The sequence below is a fragment of the Arthrobacter sp. 01T425 genome, assembly GCF_056398725.1.
On the sequence record NZ_JBFTPY010000001.1, the window covers coordinates 734,572 to 756,569 of the forward strand.

General features: G+C 70.6%; 14 protein-coding genes. 1 reads left to right on the forward strand and 13 read right to left on the reverse strand.

What is annotated here, in order from left to right; translation table 11 throughout:
• Positions 1–88 precede the first annotated feature (88 nt).
• A complete protein-coding gene (locus AC1DNG_RS03510; protein WP_476849554.1) occupies positions 89–1,156 on the forward strand; it encodes a quercetin 2,3-dioxygenase in 1,068 nt (355 codons plus the stop codon).
• A 116-nt stretch (positions 1,157–1,272) separates the two neighbouring features.
• Here AC1DNG_RS03510 and AC1DNG_RS03515 read toward each other — a convergent pair whose 3' ends face one another.
• The 13 genes from AC1DNG_RS03515 to AC1DNG_RS03575 all read right to left on the reverse strand — a co-directional run bounded on the left by AC1DNG_RS03515 (position 1,273) and on the right by AC1DNG_RS03575 (position 21,959).
• A complete protein-coding gene (locus AC1DNG_RS03515; protein WP_476886620.1) occupies positions 1,273–2,514 on the reverse strand; it encodes a DUF3500 domain-containing protein in 1,242 nt (413 codons plus the stop codon).
• A complete protein-coding gene (locus AC1DNG_RS03520; protein ID WP_476886621.1) occupies positions 2,492–4,240 on the reverse strand; it encodes an FAD-dependent monooxygenase in 1,749 nt (582 codons plus the stop codon). Before AC1DNG_RS03520 ends, AC1DNG_RS03515 begins: the two co-directional genes overlap by 23 nt.
• A complete protein-coding gene (locus AC1DNG_RS03525) occupies positions 4,240–5,085 on the reverse strand; it encodes a fumarylacetoacetate hydrolase family protein (protein WP_476872613.1) in 846 nt (281 codons plus the stop codon). Before AC1DNG_RS03525 ends, AC1DNG_RS03520 begins: the two co-directional genes overlap by 1 nt.
• Positions 5,086–5,210: 125 nt before the next feature.
• A complete protein-coding gene (locus tag AC1DNG_RS03530) occupies positions 5,211–6,083 on the reverse strand; it encodes an alpha/beta hydrolase fold domain-containing protein (RefSeq protein WP_476886622.1) in 873 nt (290 codons plus the stop codon).
• Between the two features lie 97 nt (positions 6,084–6,180).
• Positions 6,181–7,248 carry an alpha/beta hydrolase fold domain-containing protein gene (locus AC1DNG_RS03535; RefSeq protein WP_476886623.1) on the reverse strand — a complete coding sequence of 356 codons (1,068 nt, stop codon included), beginning with the start codon at positions 7,246–7,248 and terminating at the stop codon, positions 6,181–6,183.
• Positions 7,245–9,119, reverse strand: a complete 1,875-nt coding sequence (locus AC1DNG_RS03540) for a glycoside hydrolase family 3 protein (protein ID WP_476886624.1) — start codon at positions 9,117–9,119, stop codon at positions 7,245–7,247. Before AC1DNG_RS03540 ends, AC1DNG_RS03535 begins: the two co-directional genes overlap by 4 nt.
• Positions 9,116–10,135, reverse strand: a complete 1,020-nt coding sequence (locus AC1DNG_RS03545; protein ID WP_476886625.1) for an alpha/beta hydrolase fold domain-containing protein — start codon at positions 10,133–10,135, stop codon at positions 9,116–9,118. The genes AC1DNG_RS03540 and AC1DNG_RS03545 overlap by 4 nt, the downstream gene beginning before the upstream one ends.
• Entirely contained in the window at positions 10,132–12,819 is a 2,688-nt protein-coding gene (locus AC1DNG_RS03550; RefSeq protein WP_476886626.1) for a family 78 glycoside hydrolase catalytic domain, read from the reverse strand. Before AC1DNG_RS03550 ends, AC1DNG_RS03545 begins: the two co-directional genes overlap by 4 nt.
• 6 nt (positions 12,820–12,825) lie before the next feature.
• A complete protein-coding gene (locus AC1DNG_RS03555; RefSeq protein ID WP_476886627.1) occupies positions 12,826–15,324 on the reverse strand; it encodes a glycoside hydrolase family 3 protein in 2,499 nt (832 codons plus the stop codon).
• 104 nt (positions 15,325–15,428) lie between these two features.
• A complete protein-coding gene (locus tag AC1DNG_RS03560) occupies positions 15,429–17,756 on the reverse strand; it encodes an alpha-L-rhamnosidase (RefSeq protein WP_476886628.1) in 2,328 nt (775 codons plus the stop codon).
• A gap of 110 nt (positions 17,757–17,866) precedes the next feature.
• On the reverse strand, positions 17,867–18,874 hold the full coding sequence (locus AC1DNG_RS03565; RefSeq protein ID WP_476886629.1) for an oligopeptide/dipeptide ABC transporter ATP-binding protein: 1,008 nt from the start codon (positions 18,872–18,874) through the stop codon (positions 17,867–17,869).
• Positions 18,871–21,009, reverse strand: a complete 2,139-nt coding sequence (locus AC1DNG_RS03570; RefSeq protein WP_476886630.1) for a dipeptide/oligopeptide/nickel ABC transporter permease/ATP-binding protein — start codon at positions 21,007–21,009, stop codon at positions 18,871–18,873. Before AC1DNG_RS03570 ends, AC1DNG_RS03565 begins: the two co-directional genes overlap by 4 nt.
• Positions 21,006–21,959, reverse strand: coding sequence for an ABC transporter permease (locus AC1DNG_RS03575; RefSeq protein ID WP_476849541.1), 954 nt, complete (start codon positions 21,957–21,959; stop codon positions 21,006–21,008). Before AC1DNG_RS03575 ends, AC1DNG_RS03570 begins: the two co-directional genes overlap by 4 nt.
• Between the last annotated feature and the right edge of the window lie 39 nt (positions 21,960–21,998).

Sequence of the window (21,998 nt, forward strand, 5' to 3'; positions counted from 1 at the left end):
ATTCATTGGAAATGGAAGTCGCCGCGGCGGAGAATCAGGGGCAGTCTTGGGGGCAGCCCGCGCTCCACAGACAGGAAAGAAGGATGCGATGTCCCTCAGCGTTGAGGAAATGAACAAAGAGCTCCCGTTGGCGAATGTGCTGCCGGGCGACGCCGTCCCGTACTACATGGCGTCGGGCGAAGGCGCCCGCTATGAGATCAACGGCCAGCTGGTCACGGTGATCGCCCGGGCGGCGGACACCGGCGGCATTTTCAGCGCCGCCTATATCTCCGGCGGCATGGGGGCCGAATCGCCGTTTGTGAGCCACGCGGTGGAACACAAAACGCTGTATGTCTTCGACGGCATCCTGCACGTCTGGCTGCCGGGCGAAAGCCGCATCCTGACTCCCGGGGATTCCGTGGTGATCCCGCCGGGAACCCCGCACGCGTACCGGATGGCAAGCCACTACACCCGGTTCCTGAACTGGATGACCCCGGGCGGCGCCGAGGCCTACTACGAACGCGTCGGCACACCCATCGATTCGCACGTCCCGCCTGTCACCCCGGGCCGGAAGCCCAGCCTGCAGGAGTGCGCGGCGGTGGGCGCCGAATTCGGCATGACGTTCCCCGACGTCGAACGGGTGGCACCGTCTTTCCGTCAGGACGCCGGGCTGCCGGCGGCCCAGAGCCCGTACTTCCTCAGTGCCGGCGAGGGCGAGCGGATGGTCAGCTACCAGACCATGTTCACGTACCTGTCCCGGCCGGCGAACACGGGATCGAACTACTTCGCCGTCCACACCAAGGGTGCCAAGTCCCCCTACATTCCGCTGCACTTCCACGAACAGCACACGGAAAACTTCCTCTGCACCGAGGGCCGGATGTGGATCTACGCCAACGGCCGCGAAGTGCTGCTCACCAAGGGCGACTTCCTCCACGCCCCGGCCGGGACCATCCACTCCTTCGCCTTCGATTCCCACAACACCCAGATGGTCGGGTTCCTGACGCCGTCGGTCTTCAACGGCTTCTTCGAGTACTTCAACAAGCCCACGGAGGACTACATGTACACCGAGGGCGGCGAGCCCTACATGGACATGGAGGGCTTCGGCCGGGCCCAGGCCGAGATGGACCTGACCGTGGTGGGTCCCCCGCCGCAGCGCAGGGCTGCGCTGGACATCTAGCCGGACCGGGGCATCTGACCCGGTTTTCCGGTCCGGCTGCAGGTCCCACGCGAATGGCCCGGAACCCCCGCGGAGGGTTCCGGGCCATTCGCGTCTGTGGATGGCTTGTCAGCGGTTCATGATGCGTGCAGAGCCTGGCGCACCAGCTCGCGCCCGTAGTCGTTGCCGTTCGGGGTGCGCAGCACCGTGTGCATGTGGAACGGGGCCGGGGTGTCATTGCTGAGGAAGACGCCTGTGTGGTGGTCCAGTTCCATGACCAGCACGGGGCTTTGCAGCCGGAAGTAGAAGGCGTCCTGCGCCTCCCATCCGCCGATCCAGCAGAACCAGGTTTCGTCCCAGTGGGCCGCGATCTCCCGCCGGCGGGCGGTCCGCGGCCCGTCGGGGAGGAACGCGATGAAGTCTGCCACGAGCTCGTCCAGGATCGCGCGTGCCGCGGCGGGCATCGCGTTGACCGGGATGCCCTCGTAGGGAATCACGCGGTTGTCCTGGAAGCAGCCGGCCAGGTGCCGTTCGTCCCCGGGGTGCAGCCTGCCCTCCGGCATGGCCGGGTCCTGCATGTCCGCGAAAAGCGTAGCCTCGTCCCGCAGCGGCCCGGGCAGGGATTGCATCAGGCGCCGCGCCAGGGCGATCCGCTCCTTGAAAACGGCCACGCCCTGGTGCGGGCCGGCGTCGATGACGTCCGGTTCGGCGCCGAGGAACACCGGCGAGACCACCAGCTGGGTCCCGGCCACCAGGACGTTGAGCGCCACGTGGTGGCCGAAGAGCTGCCAGCCCCACGGGGCCGTCTCCGACGGGTCACCGTAGAGGGCGAAGTTGTAGCTGAACTCGTTCATCAGCTCCGGCAGCTCCACCAGGCCGCCCAGGAATCCATTGATCCGCATCAGGTTCCGGACCAGCCCGTAGCCGGCCGGACTCAGGCTCGCCGCCAGGACGGCCAGGATCTGTTCGCGCACGCCCTGGTCCAGCTCGTCCAGGCGCAGGCCCGTGTCATGTTGCAGGAATTCCGGGTTGGCCCAGCTCTGCCATTCGTGCGCGTCCACCCCGTAGCGGAGCTGTTCGGCCTGGGCCGGCGTGAGTCGTGCCAGCAGGTCCCGGGCGGCGGCTGTCATGGCGGCCGCCGGCGCCTCCTCCCCCGCCGGCGCCGGTTCAAGGGGGTACAACCCGGCCCGGTGGACACCGTCGCTGGTCACCCCGGTGAAAGGCTCGGGGTATTGGGCGGCCCAGCCCTGGATCATGGGACCCGCGAAGGGATCGGTCTTTGCCGCCTCGGCATAGCCGCGGGCATCCAGGCCACGGATCTGCGCCACCCGCGGGTGGTCGGGCGGGTAGAGATAGTCACGGAAGGACGGCACGGACACGTGTTCTCCTGTCGGGGTCTTCGGATGGTGTTGCCAGCGGCCAGCCGGCGGCCACGCCAATGGCCGCGGCGGCCCCCGCGGGGTCGGTCCCCCGCCAGGCGACGTGCTGGTCCGGGCGGACCAGCACCGCGGCGGCCTGCCAGTGCGTGGTCATCGGGGTTCCGTGCTGGTCGGGTCCGACGTTGACGACGGACAGCGGGATTTTGTGGATCGCGGCGGCGGCGAGGACCGCCGCGTAGGCCTGTCCGGCGGCCGCGCCGCCCAGGCTGTCGCGGTCCACCAGGAGGGTGAAGCCGGTGTCCAGCAGGTCATAGAGCGACGTTGTCGCGTCGAGCCAGGCGTGCGGCAGCAGCGATCCGGGGCTGGCGGAGGGGACGTAGCTGACGGGGTCCTCGGCGGGGACGGGCAGTCCGTCCGGGACCACCAGAGGCGAGGAGCCGTACGTGTAGCCCAGCACCAGCCCCAGCGAGTCGAACTCGCTTTGTTTGACGGCCAGCGCCTCCTTGGCGACCCGCCGGGCTGCCTCGCCGTCCACATCCGCCCGGCCCAGGGCCGGGTCCGCGAAGTGGTAGGCCAGCGACTTCCCGTTGGCGGCGGCGTCGCGGATGGTCCGGGCCGCGACGGGCCGGCGCTCCAGCTCGTAGCTGCCGGGCAGGGCCGGGCCGGCCCAGCCCGCCAGGGCGGCGGCGATCTTCCAGGCCAGGTTGGCGGCGTCGCCGATGCACGTGTTGAACCCGTGCCCGCCCCAGGGCGGATTCAGGTGCGCCGCGTCCCCGACCAGGAACACGCCGTCGTGCCCGTATCCCGGGGCGAGCAGCATGCGGGCCGTCCAGGGGTCGGTGGCGATGACCTCGACGTCGACGTCGGCCCCGACGAGCGAACGGACCAGGCGTCCGGCGTCGGGTGATGCGCTGCCGTCCACGCCCTGGATGATGGCCCACCAGGTGCTGCCGAGGTCCAGCCGCCCCACCATGCCCGAAACCTCGGGTCCCAGGACCCAGTACTGGACGGCCGGGTCCAGGGTGATCGCGGCGGCGAGGGTGTCGGAACGGAACAGGACACTGATGTTGGAGAGCTCGGCGGAGCCCCCGGCGAGGCGGATGTTCAGCCGGCGGCGCACGGTGGAGGAACCGCCGTCGGCCGCGGCGACGAAGCTGCAGTCCACGGCCTTGCGCCGCCCGGTTGCGTCGGACACCGCCACGCGCGAGCCGAAGCGCGGCCGGCCCGGGCCCGGCGTGCCGCCGCCCTGGTTGATGTCCAGGTCTTCCACGCTCAGGCCGGTCAGTAGCGTGATGAGTGGGGATTCGGCGGCGGCCTCCCGCAGCACGGCCTCCATGACGGGCTGCGGGACCTGCTGCCCGCATTCCGGCTGGGGACCATACCGGCCAGGGACGAGCTGGAAGGCCTGGCGGAACCGGGTGACTTCGTGGCCGGTGAGGGCGGAGCAGAAGATGACGTCCTGGGCGTAGGAGACCGGCAGCGTCGCGGCGTCGCGGAGTTTGTCGGCAAGCCCGAGGCGGCGCAGGTGCGTCATGGTGCGGGCGTTCGTGGTCTTGGCGCGCGGCCGGTCCTGGTCAATGGTGGTCCTCGGCTCGATGACGAGGCTGTGGATGCCGCGGTGCGCCAGGTCCAGGGCCAGGAACAGCCCGCTGGGTCCTCCGCCGGCGATCAGCACCGGCACCCGCTCCGGCAGGTCGCCGAGGGCCGCGTTGTTGACGGCCGTCATCAGGCCCGTGCCCGCAGTGACGGGCCGCCCACGGGCGTGGTGAGCGTTCCCAGGGTGTCGATTTCCACTTCGACCGTGTCGCCGGGCTGCAGGAGCCACGGCGGGGTCCGGACGTAGCCGACCCCCTCCGGGGTTCCCGTGGCAATGACGTCACCGGGATGCAGGGTCATCGTCTGGCTGATAAGGGCGATGATGGCCGGGACGGAGAAGATCATGTCCCGGGTGTTGCCGTTCTGGACCTCGGTGCCGTTGACCCGGGTCCGGACCTGCAATCCCTCGCGAAGGTCCCCGGCCTCGTCGCGGCTGACCAGCGGGCCGAGGGGGCCGCTGAAGTCGCCGTTCTTTCCCAGGGTCCATTGGGCGGTGAGCTTTTGGGCCCGCCGCGCGGTGAGGTCGTTGAAGGTGGAGTAGCCGAAGACGGCTTCCGCGGCGGTGGCCTCGTCCGCGGATTCGACCCGCCGGCCCACGTAGGCGGCGACTTCGCCTTCCCAGTCCAGCCCGGCCTCGCCGGCGGGCACGGGCGCGGGGACATTGCCGACCGAAAGGGACGCGGTCCACCGGCCGAACAGCGTGGGGTATTCGGGCACGGAGAAGGAACCCTCGGCGGCGTGGGCGCGGTAGTTCAATCCCACGCAGATCACGCGGGCGGTGGGCGGGACCAGCGGGACTTCGGTGACGTCCGCCCGGTTCAGCGACGCGCCGCCGGCCGTCAGGGACAGGGACTTTTCCTGCCAGCCGGCGGCATCCGCCCAGAAATCCTGGACCGGAGCCAGCGGGTAGACCCGGCTGTCGGCCAGGGCCGCAACCCAGGCCGCGCCGTCGTGGGTGATGCCGATGTACTGCATGTGAAGGGCCTTTCAGGTTCCGCCCGGACGGGCGCGGTGAGGGAAGTGGTGATCGTGGAAAATTGGCACGGCAAAGCTGCCCTGGTCAGGCCGAGGCCTGCACTGGCTTCGCGGGGACGGGTCTGTCAGGGGAGGTGGGCCTGGCGGAGGAAGAAGTCGACGGTGGCATCCATGGCCTTCTGCGCGGCCGCCTGGCTGTGATCGGGCAGTACCCACATGTGGTCCGCGTCCTCGATCAGGAGCAGTTCGACGTCGGTACCGGCGGCTTCCAGCGCCGCCGCGAGGGACGTCGACTGGGCCGGCGGGACGAAGCGGTCGGCGGTCCCGTGGACCAGGAGGAAGGGCGGCGCCGCCGGGGTCACATGGCCCATGGGGCTGGCGGCAGCGGCCTTGCCGGGGGCCTCGGCCAGCACCGCTCCGATGAGCAGTTCTTCGCGTGAGGCGGGGTCGTCGGCGCGGGCGACGGCGTTGGGCAGGCTTTGTTCGGCCATCGTGGCCAGGTCCGCGGGCGCGTACCAGGCTGTCACGGCAGCGACCGCGGCGTCGCCGGTGTCGCCAGTGTCGCCAGGGGTGAGCCCCACGAGGCTGGCGAGATGCCCGCCCGCGGAGTCGCCCCACGCGAAGATCCGGTCAGGATCCACGCGGAACTCCGCCGCATGGTTCCGAAGCCAGTCCACGGCGGCCTTCGCGTCCTCCAGCTGCGCCGGGAACCGGGCGGCCGTGCTGAGCCGGTAGTCCGCGGAGACCACTACGAAGCCTGCGTCCGTGAGCCGCCGGAACGGGCTGAAGCCGAAGCCGTCCAGGACCGGGCCGAGGGAGGATCGCTCCCCCGTCCGCCAGCCGCCGCCGTGGAAGTGCACGATGGCGGGGAACAGTTTCGGGGACGGCCCTTCGGCGGGGTGTTCTTCGGCGGCGGGGAGGTAGACGTCCAGCAGCAGGGGTTCGGCGCCCCCGGGGCAGGCGAACTCGATCCCGTCCAGGATCTGTTCTGCTGTCATCGTCGGCTCCATCTGCTGCTGGCCGGCCTCTCGAGGTGTTCCGGCGTCTGAATCAAGGGTGTCGGATACCGGGCCGTGCCGGCACCGGGCATTTCAATCATTGGAACGGCTTTGCCTCCACCAGGGCCCGGGCCAGGAAGGCGAGGCCGTCCTGCACGATCCTAAGCCCCGCGGAATGGTTGAGATAGCCGTGGACGGCACCGGCTTCGAGGCGGAAGTCGACGTCGGTTCCGGCACGCCGGAGTCCTGCCGCGAAAGCCTCTGCCGAGTGCCGCAGGTCGTCGTATTCGCACGCGATGATCGCCGCGGGGGGCAGGCCGGAGGGGTCCGCGTTGCCGGGCATGGCATAGGAGGACGCCATGGCGACAGGACCGCCGATGTAGTTCTCCACGAGGGCGCGGCAGTCATCGGCAGTGAAGCGCAGCAGCCGCGGAAGCCCCTCGAGCACGCCGGGTACGTCCGGCGCCGGGACGGAACCGGACCCGGCGCCGGATCCGGATTCGGAACTGGAACTGGAACCGGCGCCGGATCCCGGACTGGAAGCGGTGCTGGAACCGGGGTTGGATCCGGTGCTGGGCGCTGGCAGGTCGGCGTGCAGGAACGGGTACGCGAGCAGCAGTTTGGCCGGCAGCGGCAGGCCGGCGTCCTTGAGGAAGAGCGCGGCCCCGACGGCGAGATTGCCGCCCGCGCTGGCGCCGCCCAGGCACACGCGGTCGGGGTCGGCGCCCAGCTCCGCGGAGTGCTCCACGGTCCAGAGCCAGGCGGCCAGGACGTCCTCGTGCGGGACGGGGAAGTGGACGCCGTCGCGGGCCAGCCGGTAGTCCACGGACACCACCACGCCGCCGCTGCGGGCGGCGACTTCCCGGGCGAGCTGGTCCGCTTCGCGCATCTCCGGCCCGCCGCCGGCAAATCCCCCGCCGTGCATCCACACGAGCGCGGGACCGTCATGGCCCGGGGCGCCGCCGTAGACCCTGACAGGGACGGTCCCGTTCGGACCGCGCGCCCCGGTTTCCCGGAAACGGACGGCTGGAGCCTGGTAGGGCACGGCACCGCCGCTGAAGGCCTCGAGCCGGTCCAGGCCGCCGGGCTGGCCCAGGAGGTCAGTGATCGAGCCCGCTCCGGCCAGGTGGTGCAGGGCGCCGGCCAGGTCCGGGTCCAGGCTCATGGCCGGGACCCGGTCGCGGTCTGGGCCCAGGGCAGCGGAGCCCCCAAGTCAACCGTGTCGGCAGAGTCGGCAGTGCCGGCAGCGGCCCCCGCAGCGGCCCCGGCCGCGCCGGCGCGTCCGGACCGGGGCAAGGACAGTCCATGGCCAAAGCGAAAGATGGGGTCCTCGGTGTCGAACGGCATGTCTTCGCGGGAGGCTTCGACGGCGGCCATGGACCGCGGGAGGTCGAACGGCAGACGGCCCTCCGGCACGGCACGCCCGGTGAGGATGTCCGCCAGGGCATCGGAGTCGGATCCGTAGTTGGCCAGCAGGGCCGCGGCGTGGTCGGCGAGTTCGGGCAGGACGGCGGGCCGTTCCAGGTTGATGTCGATGACCGTGGGGACGGCCCGGCAGATGGCGGTGACGCGTTCGATCTCCTCCGGCGCGAAGGCCAGGCTGCCGCAGTGGAAGAAGGATTCGAAGCCCTCGCCGCGGACTTCGAACGGGGTCCGCAGCCGGAGGATGGCGAGGTCCGCGGCCTCCGGCGTCGGAACCGGGATGAAGCCCGGCCCCAGGTCCGCGGCCGTAATGCCTTCGAGGTAGACCCTGGCGCCGGCGGCGAGCGGCAGGACGGGGCCGCCGTCGACGTCCTTGTTGGCCAGGAGCGTGTAGGAGCGGCGCTGCATGGCCCGGCCCGCGGCGCGGAACTGCGGGGTCCCCACTGCGGAGTCGGAGGCGGCGGCGTCCACGAGGGGGTTCTCGAAGAGCCCGACGAGGAACTTCTCCTCCAGCAGTTTGCGGACGGAGACGTCGAGCCGGTCTTCGCTGAGCTTGCCCGCCCGGACGGCGCCGGTCAGGAGGTCGACGCAGCTTTCGCCGCCGATCTGGTCCACGCCGGCGTCCAGCGCCTTGAGCAGCCGTTCCTGCGGTGTCAGGTGTTCCACGCCCCAGGCCCTGGCCGGGAACACCCTGCCAAAGATGTCGCCGTCGGTGAGGATGCCCCAGTCCGAGCAGACGATCCCGCCGAAGCCGAGTTCTTCGCGCAGGAGTTCCGTGAGGATGCGCTTGTTGAAGGCGAAGCCCACTTCCTCGTATTCCGTGCCGACCGGCATGCCGTAGTACGGCATGATCTGCCGTGTGCCGGCGGCGACGGCGGACCGGAAGGGCAGCAGGTGATAGTCGAAGTTGCCGCCGGGATAGACCTGTTCGCGGCCGTAGCTGAAGTGCGGGTCCTCGCCGTCGAGCTGGGGGCCGCCGCCGGGGAAATGCTTGGTCATGGTGGACACGGACGCCGTCCCGAACGCGTCGCCCTGGAAGCCGCGGACGTAGGCGCCCACCAGCTCCGCCGCGAGCTCGGCGCTCTCACCGAACGTGGCCGCGCCGCGGGACCAGCGCGGTTCGGTGAAGACGTCCACCTGCGGGTGCAGGGCGGCCCGGATGCCGACGGCGAGATACTCCTGCCGGGCGATATCGGCGAACTCTTCCACGGCGTCGGGGTCTCCGACGGCGGCGAAGCCGAGCGCCTCGGGCCACTGCGAGAACGGCCCGGCCAGGGCCCCGGTGCCAGGGTTGTCGGTGTAGGCGTGGCGCGGGTCCGTGGAGAGCGTGACGGGGATGCCCCAGCCGGTGTCCAGGGCGAGGCGTTGGATGCTGTTGTGCCATTCGGCGAGTTCCCTGGCCTGGGTTGCGGCGCCAATGATGTTGAAGTGGTTCATCCGGCGCCCGCCGATCAGCTCCACGGCCGGGCCGGTGCCGAGCGCGAACGGCAGCGCGCCGTGGAACATCAGGCCCGCTTTGTCCTCGAGCGAGAGCCGGGAGAGCAGGTCCTGGACGCGTTGCCCGACCGGCAAGGTGGCGTCCTGGTACGGGTAGCGGGCGGTGGCGGGGGTCATGGCTGGCTCAATTCGTTGGAGAGGAAGGTGATGGCGGTATCCAGGATGCTGTCGATCCGGTCTTCTGCGCCGAAGAAGCAGTGGTCGGCGCCCTCGATGACGACGACGTCGTTGCGGACGCCGGCGGCGCTGAGGGCCTGCGCGAGGAGCTCGCTCTGGGACAGGGGCACGAGGGCGTCGCTGTCGCCGTGGATCAGCAGGAACGGCGGCGCCCCGGCGCTGACGTGGCCGAGCGGACTCGCGGCCGCCAGCCGGTCCGGGTCGCTGGAGCCGCCAACGAGCATGGGTCCCGGTTCCATGCTCATGCCTGCCGGAACGGCGGCCACCATGGGTCCGGTGAGGAGACCGGCCGGGAGCTGCATCGGGGGCATGAGGGGCAGCGAGGACACGCCGTAGAAGTCCACGACGGCGCTGACGGCGCTGGAGTGTCCCTGCGCCCCGAGTCCGCCCTCGAGGTCTTCCCGGCTGCCGGTCAGGCCCAGCAGCGCGGCCAGGTGGCCGCCGGCCGATTCGCCCCAGGCGCCAAAGCGTTCCGGATCGATCCGCAGCTCCTGTGCGTGCGCGCGGAGGTAGCGGACCGCAGCTTTCAGGTCATGCAGCTGGGCCGGGAAGGCGGCTTCGAGGGCCAGCCGGTAGTCGACGGTGGCGCAGGCGATCCCTGCCGCGTTGAGCCGGGAAAAGACGGAGTCCGCGGGGAACGTGGGCGGCAGCTCACGGCGGTCCCCCAGCTGGAAGGCGCCGCCGTGGACCCACAGCACCAGCGGAACCGGCCGCGGCACCGGACCCCCGGCCGTCCGCGGAAGCCAGATGTCCATGGTCAGCGGCCGGAACCCGACGGTCCGGGCGTAGCTGACTTCGCGGTGGACCGCGGAGACCTCGGATACCTGCACGGCCATGCCCGGGCCATCGAAGGCAGGGAACGCCGGTAACGCTGGACCAGAAGGAGTGCCGTCCTTCCCTGCGTCGGCGTCGGGGCGCGCCTCGGTGTCAGTCGTTGGGGATTCGATAAAGGTCATGGTGCGCTCCTGGTGAGGTGGGGCAGGGATGCCGGGACGGCCGGGCCATACGGGACGGAAAAGGTGTGCGTTCCGGGCCCGACGACGGCCCCCGCCCGGCCGGGCAGGCGGACTTCGGCGCTGGTGCCGGCAGGGACGACGGCGTTCAGGGTCAGCTCGCCGTCGTCGATCCGCCAGCTGGCCGAAACCAGGCCCTGGGGGCCGCGGTGGGATGTGCTGGCGGATGAGAGGCCGGCGCCCGGGCGCGGTTCGATGATGATTTGTTCGTAGGCCGCGCTCCCCGGCGCCTGCCGGAGTCCGGCGGTGTAGCGGTGCAGGAAGGACACCACGGCGCCCTTGCTGTAGTGGTTCAGGGACTGCTGCGCTGTGCCGTCCGGGCCGATGCCGTTCCAGGCTTCCCACATGGTGGTCGCTCCGCGGTCCACCATCACCAGCCAGGACGGTTCGGTGTCCTGCATGAGCAGCTCATAGGCCAGGTCAAGGTGGCCGTTGTCGGCAAGGACCGGCAACAGGTCTGCGGTGGCGAGGAACCCGGTGCCCAGGTGGGTGCCGGCGTCCCGGATGAGGCCGGCCAGTTGCGCCGCGACCGCCGGCCGGTGCTCGTCGGCGACAAGGCCGAAGGCGAGTGCCCGGACACAGTTTGCCTGGCTGGGGTCGAACAGTTGCCCGGTGTCATTGACGTATTCGCGGGCCCAGGCGTCGCGGACATTGGCGGACAGCTCTGCCAGGGCGGCGGCCTCCGTGTCCTTGCCCAGGACGGCGGCGATCCCGGCCATGATGGCGGCGGAGTGCCGGTAGTAGGCGGTGGCCACGATGCCGTGGTCGGCGGACCTGGCCGCGAACAGGTCCGGTTCCGGCCCGTCGGGTTCGAGCCATTCACCCCAGTGGAAGCCGGTGTCCCAGAGGAACTGCTCGTGTGGTTCCGGCGTAGGTCGGGTGACGGCCCGGGCCGGGTGCCGGGCGCCTCCGGCCGCGCTGCTGATGAACCCGAGCCAGCGGTTCATGGCCTCCCAGTTCTGTTCCAGGATGGCCGTGTCACCCGTGGCCCGGTAGATCTCCCACGGCACCAGGACGATCGCGTCTCCCCAGCCGGCCGAGCCGTTGACAAAGGCCATGTGATCGGCCGCGGTGGCGTCCGGGCCCGCCGACGGCGAAATGTTAACGACCACTCCGTTGTCCCACTGATCAGCCCGGACATCGTTGAGCCACTTTCGGGAGAAGCCGGCAACGTCGAAGAGGTAGGCCGCGGTGGGCACGAACACCTGCCAGTCCCCGGTCCAGCCGGCTTTCTCCCGCTGCGGGCAGTCCGTGGGGACCTCGCAGGCGTTGCCGCGGAAGCTCCACTCGACGATCCCGTGCAGCGTGTTGAGCCGGTCATCGCTGCAGCTGAACGTGCCCACGCGTTCGAGGTCGGTCTGGACCATCCGGCCCACGAGATCCCCCGGTTCCAGCGGGTCCGCCAGCCCGCGGACCGAAACGTACCGGAAGCCGTGCGTCGTGTGGCGCGGCTCGAAAATTTCGCCGGGCGCGCCGGAGGACACCACGGAGTCGATCTGCCCGGCGGACAGGAACTGGCCCGGGTTGCGGAAATCGTGCGGCCGCAGGTGCTCCTGCGTGACCTCGCCCGCGTCGTCCAGGGCTTCGCCGTACACCAGCGTCACGGCGTGGCCCGGGGCGCCGAGCCGGGTCAGGCGCACCCAGCCGTTGATGTTCTGGCCCAGGTCCACCACCTGGTGGCCGCTGGCCAGCCGGGTGACGGACACCGGGGCGATGTCCTCCACGGCGCGGGTGGGCGGCGCGACGGGACCCGTCAGGGTTTCGAAGCTGCCGCCACGGAGCACAGCCTGCCCGCGACGGCTTCCGGAGCGAACGCCTGCGGCACGGAAGTCGACACTCTGCCCGGCCATGAGGTCCGCGCTGACAATTTCGGACGGCTCCACCAGCCAGGTGTCATCGGTCCCGACCACCGTCCGACCCGCCGGGGATGCCAGCTCGATCTGTACCAGCAGCGCCGTTGTGGTTCCGTACATGTCGGCGTCGCGCGTGTACCCGAACGTGCCGCGGTACCAGCCGTCGGTGAGGACGCCCGTGACGGTGTTGCTGCCGGTCTGCAGCAGCGTTCCGACGTCGAACGTCTGGACTTGCAGGGTGCCGTGGTAGCTCGTGGAGCCCGGGGTGAGCTCCTGGTCGCCTACCCGGTGGCCGTTGATGAAGAGCTCGTAGATCCCGTGGGCGGTGGCGTACGCCCGGGCCGAGTCCGGGACCGCGTCCAGCTCGAACGTGGTGGACAGTGCGTAGCCCGGGCGCTCGCCGGCCGCGGGGATGGCGGCCTCGCGCGGGCCGATCCACTGTGCGGCCCAGTCGGCGGGGTGCAGCAGGCCCAGTTCGACCGGCATCGGGTCCGCCCACCTTGAGGCTGACTCGCTGCCGTCCGCGGCAAGGTCCCAGGTCCGCACCGTCCATTCAAAGCGGTCCCGGGAGCCCAGCGCCGGGCCGCCGTAGGGCACCAGGCGGTGGGTTCCCGATTCCACCCGGCCGGTGTCCCAGCCGTTGCTGGCGGTGATCTGGAAGGCGCTCTGCCGCACCGTCCCCTCCGGCGGGGTCCAGCTGAGCCGGGGACGGGTGGTGGTGATGCCGAAGGCCTCGCTGAGGTGCTCCACGCGCAGGCGTGTGGGCTGGTTCACGGCTGCCTACCTCGTCCCGTCGAGGGCGGAGACTGACGCCGCCGGCCTGACGGAGGCCGCGAGGGGTCCGGCGAGCGCGTCGCGCGCGTCGCCGGCGTGCCCGGCGGGCGCGATCCTGAAGATTGTCTCCTCCCCGCACCAGCCGCGCCCGGCGTCCCAGTGCTGGAAGGACCGCCCGGGCAGTGTGACCCGGATGTCCCGGCGTTCCCCGGCGGGGATGAGGGCCGTCGCGAAGCCTGCCAGCCAGAACCCGGGCCGGTCCACGTCCGTTTCCGGGGCATCGGCGTAGATCTGCGCCAGGTATTTTCCGGCCCGGGCCCCGGTGTTGCGGACCGTCAGGACGGTGTGCACGTCCTCCCCGGGTGCTGCTTCCTCCAGCTGCGCGAACCCCTCCACGGCGAAGGTGGTGTAGCCCAGTCCGTGGCCGAGCCAATACGCCGGAGCGGCAGCCTGCGTGGTTTGCGCGGCTTGTCTTGCCCAGCCGCGGTAGCCGACATCCAGCCGTTCCGTGTACTCGAGCTGGCCGTTCCGGGAATGCGTGTCGCGGACGGGGGCATCGGCCAGGGCGGCCGGCCAGGTGGTCGGCAGGTGGCCGCCGGGCTCGGCGTCGCCGAACAGCACATCGGCCAGGGCGTTTCCGAATTCCATGCCCGGGAACCAGACCAGGAGCACCGCCGCGGCGTCGTTCCGCCAGGGCATCTCCACCGGGGCGCCGGCGTTGACCACCACCACGGTGCGTGGGTTCGCCTCGATGACGGCGCGGACGAGGTCGTCCTGCCGGCCCGGCAACGCCAGGGAGGTCCGGTCAAAGCCTTCGCTTTCGACGGCACCGGAGGTCCCGACCATCACGACGGCGACGTCGGCGGCGGCGGCCGCGGCAGCCGCCTTGGCGATCTCGCGGTCCGCCGATTCCCGGGGTTCGTCGATGGCCAGCCCTACGCGGAACAAAGTGGCCTCCGGATGCCAGGTGTAGCGCAAGGTCAGTCGCACCGGGGTTCCGGCGGACAGGACGACGCCGGCTGATTCGTCCGGCGCGCCGATCAGCACGGCTTCAACGTCGGCGTAGCGGTCCCGCGAGTCGGCGGCCGCCACGGCGTCGCCGTCGACCTCCAGGCTGGCGCGGCCGATGCCCTTGAATCCCAGCTTCCAGGTGCCGGAGACGTCCGGCGTGAAGATCGTTTCGATGTCGACGGCGGTGGCGCCGGCGGGGATGGCGCCCGCGCCCCGGGTGAGCGTGGTCCGGGGACCGTATTCCTCCGCAACTGTGCCGGCGGGCCCCCGCCAGGTCAGCCGGACGCTTCCCTCCCCCTGGCCCGGGGCGTGGCATTCCGCGTTCCGGGGTTCGCGAAGGCCCCCGGAGAGCCAGGCACCCTGGACGGTCGTGAGCCGGACGCCGTCGCCGGCCCGCGCGCGCAGCCCCGCGGCGGGCGCCACCGTGTAGGCCGGGAACACCGAGGCGCTGCCGCCGCCCTGGGTCCGGGGATCCAGCGCCGCCGGTCCCACCACGGCGATGGAGGTGAGGTCCCCGGGCGAGAGGGGAAGGACGCCGGCCGGATTTTCCAGCAGCACGAATCCTGCCGCCGCGGCCTCCCGGGCCACGGCGGCGCCGGCTTCGGGTGCCGCGGGTTCGTTCCGGCGGCCCTCCTCGACCCGGCGGCCCAGGGTGACGAGCCGGCGCACTTTCTCGTCAATCACGGCCTCGGGGACCAGACCGGCGGAGATGGCTTCGACGAGCCCGTCGCCCCACAGCTTCTCCGGTCCCGGCATGGCGAGGTCCGTGGCCGAAAGGGCGGAGTCCACGGTGGAGTACACCGCGTGCCAGTCCGAGACCACGGCGCCTTCGAATCCCCATTCGGTCTTGAGCGGGTTCTCCGTGAGGGGATTTTCGGTCATGGCCTTGCCGTTCACGCCGTTGTAGGCCGCCATGATCATCCAGGGCCGGGCCTGCCTGACGACGCGTTCAAACGGTGCGAGGTACACCTCATGCAAAGTCCGTTCGTCGAGCACGTTGTTGACGGTGGTCCGCTCGGTCTCGGCCTCGTTGGCGACGAAGTGCTTGGGGCAGGCGCCGATGCCCTGGCCCTGGATGCCGTCCACGTACGCGGCCGCCAGTTCACCGGTGAGGAGCGGGTCCTCGGACAGGCACTCGAAGTTCCGGCCCGCCAGCGGTGAACGGTGCAGGTTCATGGTGGGGCCGAGCACCACGTCCACCTGCTGACGGCGCGCCTCGGCCGCCAGCAGCTTCCCCACCCGCGCCATCAGCCGCCGGTCCCAAGAAGAGGCCAGGCACGTGGCGGACGGCAGGTTCACCGAGCCGGCTGCCTCGGTGTCGCGGTGGCCGCGGACGCCGACGGGCCCGTCGGAAACCGTGATCTTCGGCAGTCCCAGGCGCGGCTCGGCCTGGGTGTGCCACAGGCCGGAGCCGCTCAGGAGCCGGACTTTGTCTGCCACCGGCAGGGTGCGGATCGTTTCTTCGACGTCGGCGTCAAAGCTCGTGGAGGTCATTCGTTGGTGCTCCTGATCGTTGGTTTCGTCAGCTATCAGCATGGGTTTGCGGCGGCGCGCCCGGACAGCGCAGTTTCATTGGTTGACACGGCGCTGGGTGGAATTTAGGAGGCGACGGCCGCTGAGGTGGCGGCGGCGGTCAGGCGGTGCGTGCCCGCCCCCACGCTTCGGCCGTCCTGCCCCGGCAGCCTGATCTCCGCCTCCACGCCGTCGGGGATTTTTGCTTCGACTTCCAGCACCCCGTCGCCGGTGGTCCGCCACTCGACGGCGATGGTGCCGTGCGGGCTGCGCAGGCTGGTCTTGGCCCAATCGATGCCCTCGCCGGGCAGGGGCGCGATCAGCACCCTGGAGTAGCCCGGGGCGAGCGGCCGGATTCCACCGACGTACTTGTGCAACCAATCAGCAATGGCGCCGAGCGCGTAGTGGTTGAAACTGGTCATTTCGCCGGGGTTGATGGTGCCGTCCGGGAGCATGGAGTCCCACCGTTCCCAGACGGTGGTGGCCCCCATGGTCACCGGGTACAGCCATGAGGGGCATTCCTGTTCGAGCAGGAGCCTGTACGCCGCGTCAGTGTGACCGGTATCGGCCAGGGCGCCGGTGATGAAGGGGGTCCCGGCGAACCCGGTGGAGACGCGGTAGTTGTTGTTCCGTACCAGTTCGGCGAGGCGGTTGCCGGCAAACTCCCGCTGCCGGCCGGTCTGCAGGATGTCGAAGGCGATGGCCAGCGCGTAGACCGTGGTGCAGTCGCTGTGCACGGTTCCGTCGGCGGCCACGTAGTGGGTGTTGAAGGCCGCTTTGACCCGTTCGGCGAGGCGGCCGAACGCGTCGGCGTCGGCGTCGTGTCCCAGGAGCGCAGCCGTCCGCGCGGTGATGGACGCCGTGCGGTACAGGCACGCTGTGGCGACGACGCCGGTGTCCGCCTTGGCCGCCCACGGCTGGTCCGGCGCGGCGTCCGGGTCCAGCCAGTCGCCGAACTGGAAGCCTTCATCCCAGAGCCCGGCGGGCGAGAGCAGTCCCTCTACCCGGCGGGTGTGGGAGGCCATCGAGTCGTACTGGTCCTTCAAGACGGTGTCGTCGCCGTAGGCCTCCCACAGCGCCCACGGAACCCACACGGATGCCTCGCTCCAGATGGCAGAGGATTCCGGTGCCGGGAATTCCGGCGGCTGGGGGCAGTACTTCAGTGCGTCCGGCACGGTGATGGGAACGAGTCCGCCGGCAGCCTTTTGTTCCGCGGCGAGGTCGAGGAGCCAGTCCTGCAGGAAGCCCTTGACGTCGTAGAGGAAGGCGGCCGTGGGGGCGAACACGGCGATGTCCCCGGTCCAGCCGAGCCGCTCATCGCGCTGCGGGCAGTCGGTGGGGAGGTCCAGGAAATTGCCCTTGAGGCCCCAGACGATGTTGCGGTGCAGCTGGTTCACCAGCGGGTTGGAGCACTCGAAGCTGCCGGTGCGTTCAAGCCGGGAGTGCACCGCCACGGCTTCGAGGGATTCCGCCGTCAGCTCGCCGGGCCAGCCGGATACTTCCGCGTAGCGGAACCCGTGGAAGGTCTTGCTGGGTTCGAAGAAGTCCTTGGCGCCGGAGAGGATGAACGTGTCGGTGGCGGCGGCCGAGCGCAGCGGCCGGGTGCCCAGCTCACCGTCCTCGAGGACTTCGGCGTGGCGCACGGTGATGGTGGCGCCGGCGTCGCCCTGGACGGTGAAGCGCAGCCAGCCGACCAGGTTCTGGCCAAAATCCACCAGCGTCTTGCCGGCCGGTGAGGTGAAGACCTCCACCGGTTTGATGACCTCGTTGCGCACCACCGGCGGCCCGACGGGATCCGCCAGCCGGCCGGCGTCGAACTCCAGGGCATGGACCCCAGTCCAGGCGCCGGCCCCCACAGCGGCAGCGTAGGCCTCCGGACCGGCTGCGTCCGCGGCGAAGCCCGGCCGGGCCCAGCCTGCCGGTTCCCGCCGCGCGTCGATGCGCTGTCCGTCGTAAAGATCGTTGGCCGTGGTGCCCGACGGCCCGGACTGCCAGGACATGTCCGAGGCGACCGACTGGACGTGGCCGTCGGCGAATTCGATGACCAGCTGCCCGAAGAACCCGAGCTCATCGCCGTACAGGCCCGACTTGCCGTGCCAGGCCAGGCGTCCGCGGTACCAGCCATTGCCGAGCGCGACGCCGATCACCGTAGCCGGCCCCACGAGCGCGGTCACATCGTAACTGCGGTAGCGCAGGCGCCATTCGTACGAGCTCCAGCCCGGACTCAGCACGTCCTCACCGACCGGGACGCCGTTGATCTGCGCCTCGTAGATCCCGAACGCCGTGGCCCGCAGGAGCGCGCGCTTCACGGGTCCGTGGCCTTCGTCCAGCCGGAATTCCTTGCGCAGAAGCGGGGCGCCGTCGAAGTCTCGATCCGGCGCGATCATCGTGGCGGACCAGGGTGCGGGGGTCATGTGGTGTCGTCCATTCTTGTGGGGAGTTGCCATGCTGTGGGGAGTGCCATGCTGTGGGGATTTGGTCGGTACCGCTGGTGCCGCGGGATCAGGTTCGGGACCGGTGCTGCTCAGGCGTAGTGGCAGGCGACGTCGGACGCGCCCACCTTCCGCAGGGCCGGCCGTTCGGTCCGGCACAGGTCCGTGGCCAGCGGACAGCGCTGGCTGAAGGGGCAGCCGCCGGGAGCGGCAGCGGCGGCCGCCGCAGTCCGCACGCCCAGCTCTTCGCGTTTTTGCCGCCGCTCGGCCTGCTCCGCCGGGCGGGGCACGGGCGAGGCCGCCACGAGCGCCTGGGTGAAGGGGTGTTGGGGTGACTCCGTGACGGCTGCCGCCGGGCCGCTTTCCATGACCTGGCCGCGGTAGAGCACCACGACGCGCTGGGCGAGGAACTGGACCACGGAGATATCGTGGGCGATGAACAGGTAGCTCAGCCCCCGCTCGTCCCGGAGGTCGGCCAGGAGGTTCAGGACCTGGGCCTGCGTTGAGAGGTCAAGGGCGCTGACCGCTTCGTCGCACACCACGAGTTTCGGCTCGCAGATCAGTGCCCGGGCGACGGCGATCCGCTGCCGCTGGCCGCCGGAAAACTGGCCGGGAAAGCGGTCCACGGCCTCGCGCGGGAGTCCCACCCTGGCCAGCATGTCCTCGGCGCGCTGCCGGGCTTCCCGGCCGGCCACGCCACGGATCCGCAGCGGTTCGGCCAGTGAGGTACCGATGCTCTGCCGGGGGTTGAGTGAGGAGTTCGGGTCCTGGAACACGGCCCGGAGTTCGCCGCCCAGTTCACGCCGCCGTGCGGGGCTGGCGTGGGTGATGTCCGTGCCGTTGTAGCTGACCGAACCCCCGCTGCTCTTTTCCAGGCCGAGGATGGCTTTGCCGATCGTGGACTTTCCGGAGCCGGACTCCCCCACCAGGCCCACGGTCTCCCCGGGCCGGATGCTGAAGCTCACGCCGTTCACCGCGGCCGGTCTGGCGGCGGCCTTCCGGCCCCGGCCGTAACGGACCACGAGGTCCACCACGTCCAGGAGCGGCTGCTCGGGAGCCTGCGCTGTTCCGCCCTGGCGTACCGCTGTTTCGATGCTCATGTCCTGTCCTTCTCAACTGTGCTGTCCATCTCAACTGTGCTGTCCATCTCAAGAATGTCGAGGACACGGTGGGCGGGTACTTCGGTGGCCACCCAGGCCAGGCCTTCCACGGCCAGTTCGTCGGCCTTGACACAGCGCACCACGCCGTCGTCCGAGCCCGAGGGAACCAGCGGGACCGGCGCCACGCAGGCCGAGCCGGCGAACTGGCAACGCGCCATGAACCGACACCCGCCCGGCCAGTCCTTGGGCTGCGGCACCTGGCCGTTGATGGTGGCGAGCCGCTCGGGCATGTCCTCGGCGGTGTTGGCGTGCGGGTCGGCGGCCAGCAACGCCAGGGTGTACGGGTGGCGGGGGTTGTCCAGGATGTTGGCGGTCCAGCCGCTTTCCACCACCTGGCCGGCGTACATCACGGCCACGGTGTCGCAGATGTCGGCCACTACGCCGAGGTCGTGTGTCACCATCACCACGGACATGCCTGTGTCCTTGACCAGTGCCCGCAGCAGCGAGAGGATCTCGGCCTGCACTGTCACGTCCAGCGCCGTTGTGGGTTCGTCGGCGACCAGCAGCCGGGGACTGCCGGCCAGGGCCAGGGCGATGGCCACGCGCTGGGCCATGCCGCCGGAGATCTGGTGCGGGTAGGTGGTGAGGATGCGCGCGGCGTCCACGATGCCCACCTTTTCGAGCAGGCTCAGGGCTTCGGTGCGTGCTTCGGCTTTGCCCATGCCCCGCAGGCGCCGGATGGCGGAGACCAGCTGGTAGCCAACCGTGAACATGGGGTCGAGGGCACGCATGGGTTCCTGGGAGATCAGCGCGATCTCCCGTCCCCTGACGCCGGCCAGCTCATTTTCCGTGGCGGCCGCGAGGTTCCGGCCGTTCCACAGGATCTGGCCTCCGGTGACGGATACGCCCGAGGGCAACAGGCCCAGCAGGGACAACGCCGTCATGGTTTTGCCGCAGCCGGATTCGCCCACCAGCCCCAGCACGGTGCCCTGTTCGACGTCGAAGGAGACCTCCGTGACCAGGGGCGTGCCGGCGTCGACGCCCACCGAGAGCCCGCGGACACTCAGCCGGCCGGCCGCGTCCGGCGCGGCGGCATCGGTGGACGGTGCGGGGGCATCGGTGGACGGCGCAGCCGCGGACGCAGCGGCCCGGCGTCGGCGGTCAGCGGCGGAGGGCAGGTGGGAGGCGGCCGCGTTCGGGCTTTTCCCCAGGGCGTTGCCGATGGCATTGGCCGCGAGGACCGTCAGCGCCAGGACCGCACCGGTGGGGACCATCAGCCAGGGGGCGTCGTAGACGTGCTGGGATGCGCCCTGGATCATGCCGCCCCAGCTGGGCTGCGGGATGGGCGGCCCGAATCCGATGAACGCCAGGCCGGCCTGGATCAGCATGCCCACCGCGAAGATGAGGGCGGACTGCACCACGATCGTGGTGTTCAACCCGGGCAGCACGTGCCGCAGGCTGATGCCGAGCGTGCTCACGCCGTCCACCTTGGCGGCGTCGACATAGAGCTGTGACTGCAGCGCGGTGGCCTGGCCCAGCATCACGCGGTAGATGCCGGCCGAGATGAGGACGCCCAGAATCGCCATGACGACGGGAATGTTCGTGCCCACGGCACCGATGACCGCCAGGATGATCACCGTACCGGGCAAGGACATCATGACCTCGGTGACGCGGCTGATCGGCCCTTCGGTCCGTTGTCCAGCGGCGGCGACCATCGCCAGGACGGTGCCGAGTCCGACGCCGACAATCACCGTGATGAGCGATGTCCCCAGGGTGCCGGCGGCCGCGGCGAAGATGCGGCTGAGCAGGTCCCGCCCCAGTTCGTCGGTGCCCAGCCAGTGGGCGGCAGTGGGGCCGGACAGGATGGCGGCGAAGTCCTGGTCCTCGGTCTTGTACGGCAGCCACCACGGCGCCGTGAGGGAGGCAACCACCAGGACCGCCAGCCAGAGCACTCCGGCCACGGCACCGGGCGCCGCGAACAGGCGGTGGGCAGGCCTCCGGCCGACGCCAGTTTTGGGACCGGGGCCGGGACCGGGCCGGCCCGTGGCGGTGTTCGCGGGTGGGGCTCCGCCTGTGCCTGTATCTTCCGCGTTCGCGGTGGCGGGGACGGGCGCGGGGGCAACGGAAGGGATCATGAGGCACGCAACTTCGGGTCGAGAAACTTGGTGGCGAGCTCCAGCACGAGGTTCACGGCCACCACCACAACGGTGGCGACCACCACAACGCCCTGCACGGACGGGGCGTCGTGGGTGCTGACGGAGGTCTGGACTGCCTGGCCAAGGCCCGGCATGGCGAAGAGCTGCTCCGCGATCACCGAACCGCCGAACAGCCCGATGAACTGCAGGGCGATCCCGGCCACGATCGGCAGGCTGGCATAGCGCAGGGCGTGGACGTACAGGATCTTCCAGGTGGGGGTGGCCGTTGCGCGCAGGGTCCGGATATGTTCCTGCTGCAGCGCCTCCAGCATGGATGCCCGGGTCTGGCGGGCGATGAACGCCGCACCGCCGACGGCGAGGGTGATCACCGGCAGGGCCAGGGACAGGGCCCAGTCCTGGGGTGAGACCTCGAAGGGGACGTAGCCGGTGGCCGGAAAGACCGAGGACTGGACGGCGAAGAGGTACACAAAGATGATGCCGATCCAGAAGGCCGGCAGCGCCACGGCGAGGCCGCAGACGGCTCCGACGATCCGGTCGACCACGCCGCCGCGGACGGCTGCCGTGACGCCAAGACCGATGCCGAGCACGGCGCTCAAGACCGTGGCCCCGGCCGCGAGGGCCGCCGTCACCGGCAGCCTGCTGGCCAGGTCGGCGCTCACGGACCGGCCGTCGATCAGGGACACCCCGAAGTCTCCCTGCGCGGCGCTGCCGAGCCAGCGGAAGAACTGGACGGGGAGCGGATCGGACCAGCCGAGCCGGCTGTTGACCTCGTCAATGGCTTGCTGGGTGGCGCCGGCGCCGAGGGACACGGCGCCGGGGCTGCCCGGCATTGCGTGCACCAAGAGGAACGCCAGCACCGCGACCACCAGTACGGTGGCCAGCGCCATGAGCAGGCGCTTTGCGACGTAAATCGCCATGATGACCTCCATTGGTCAGGTCCTGCCGGACGGCCTTCGCCTCAGGGGTGA

Bases quoted from the DNA above. Each gene is read 5' to 3' on its own strand.
- AC1DNG_RS03510 (WP_476849554.1), top strand. From the start codon at position 89: ATGTCCCTCAGCGTTGAGGAAATGAACAAAGAGCTCCCGTTGGCGAAT.
- AC1DNG_RS03520 (WP_476886621.1), bottom strand. From the start codon at position 4,240: ATGACGGCCGTCAACAACGCGGCCCTCGGCGACCTGCCGGAGCGGGTG.
- AC1DNG_RS03525 (WP_476872613.1), bottom strand. From the start codon at position 5,085: ATGCAGTACATCGGCATCACCCACGACGGCGCGGCCTGGGTTGCGGCC.
- AC1DNG_RS03530 (WP_476886622.1), bottom strand. From the start codon at position 6,083: ATGACAGCAGAACAGATCCTGGACGGGATCGAGTTCGCCTGCCCCGGG.
- AC1DNG_RS03535 (WP_476886623.1), bottom strand. From the start codon at position 7,248: ATGAGCCTGGACCCGGACCTGGCCGGCGCCCTGCACCACCTGGCCGGA.
- AC1DNG_RS03540 (WP_476886624.1), bottom strand. From the start codon at position 9,119: ATGACCCCCGCCACCGCCCGCTACCCGTACCAGGACGCCACCTTGCCG.
- AC1DNG_RS03545 (WP_476886625.1), bottom strand. From the start codon at position 10,135: ATGACCTTTATCGAATCCCCAACGACTGACACCGAGGCGCGCCCCGAC.
- AC1DNG_RS03555 (WP_476886627.1), bottom strand. From the start codon at position 15,324: ATGACCTCCACGAGCTTTGACGCCGACGTCGAAGAAACGATCCGCACC.
- AC1DNG_RS03560 (WP_476886628.1), bottom strand. From the start codon at position 17,756: ATGACCCCCGCACCCTGGTCCGCCACGATGATCGCGCCGGATCGAGAC.
- AC1DNG_RS03565 (WP_476886629.1), bottom strand. From the start codon at position 18,874: ATGAGCATCGAAACAGCGGTACGCCAGGGCGGAACAGCGCAGGCTCCC.
- AC1DNG_RS03570 (WP_476886630.1), bottom strand. From the start codon at position 21,009: ATGATCCCTTCCGTTGCCCCCGCGCCCGTCCCCGCCACCGCGAACGCG.
- AC1DNG_RS03575 (WP_476849541.1), bottom strand. From the start codon at position 21,959: ATGGAGGTCATCATGGCGATTTACGTCGCAAAGCGCCTGCTCATGGCG.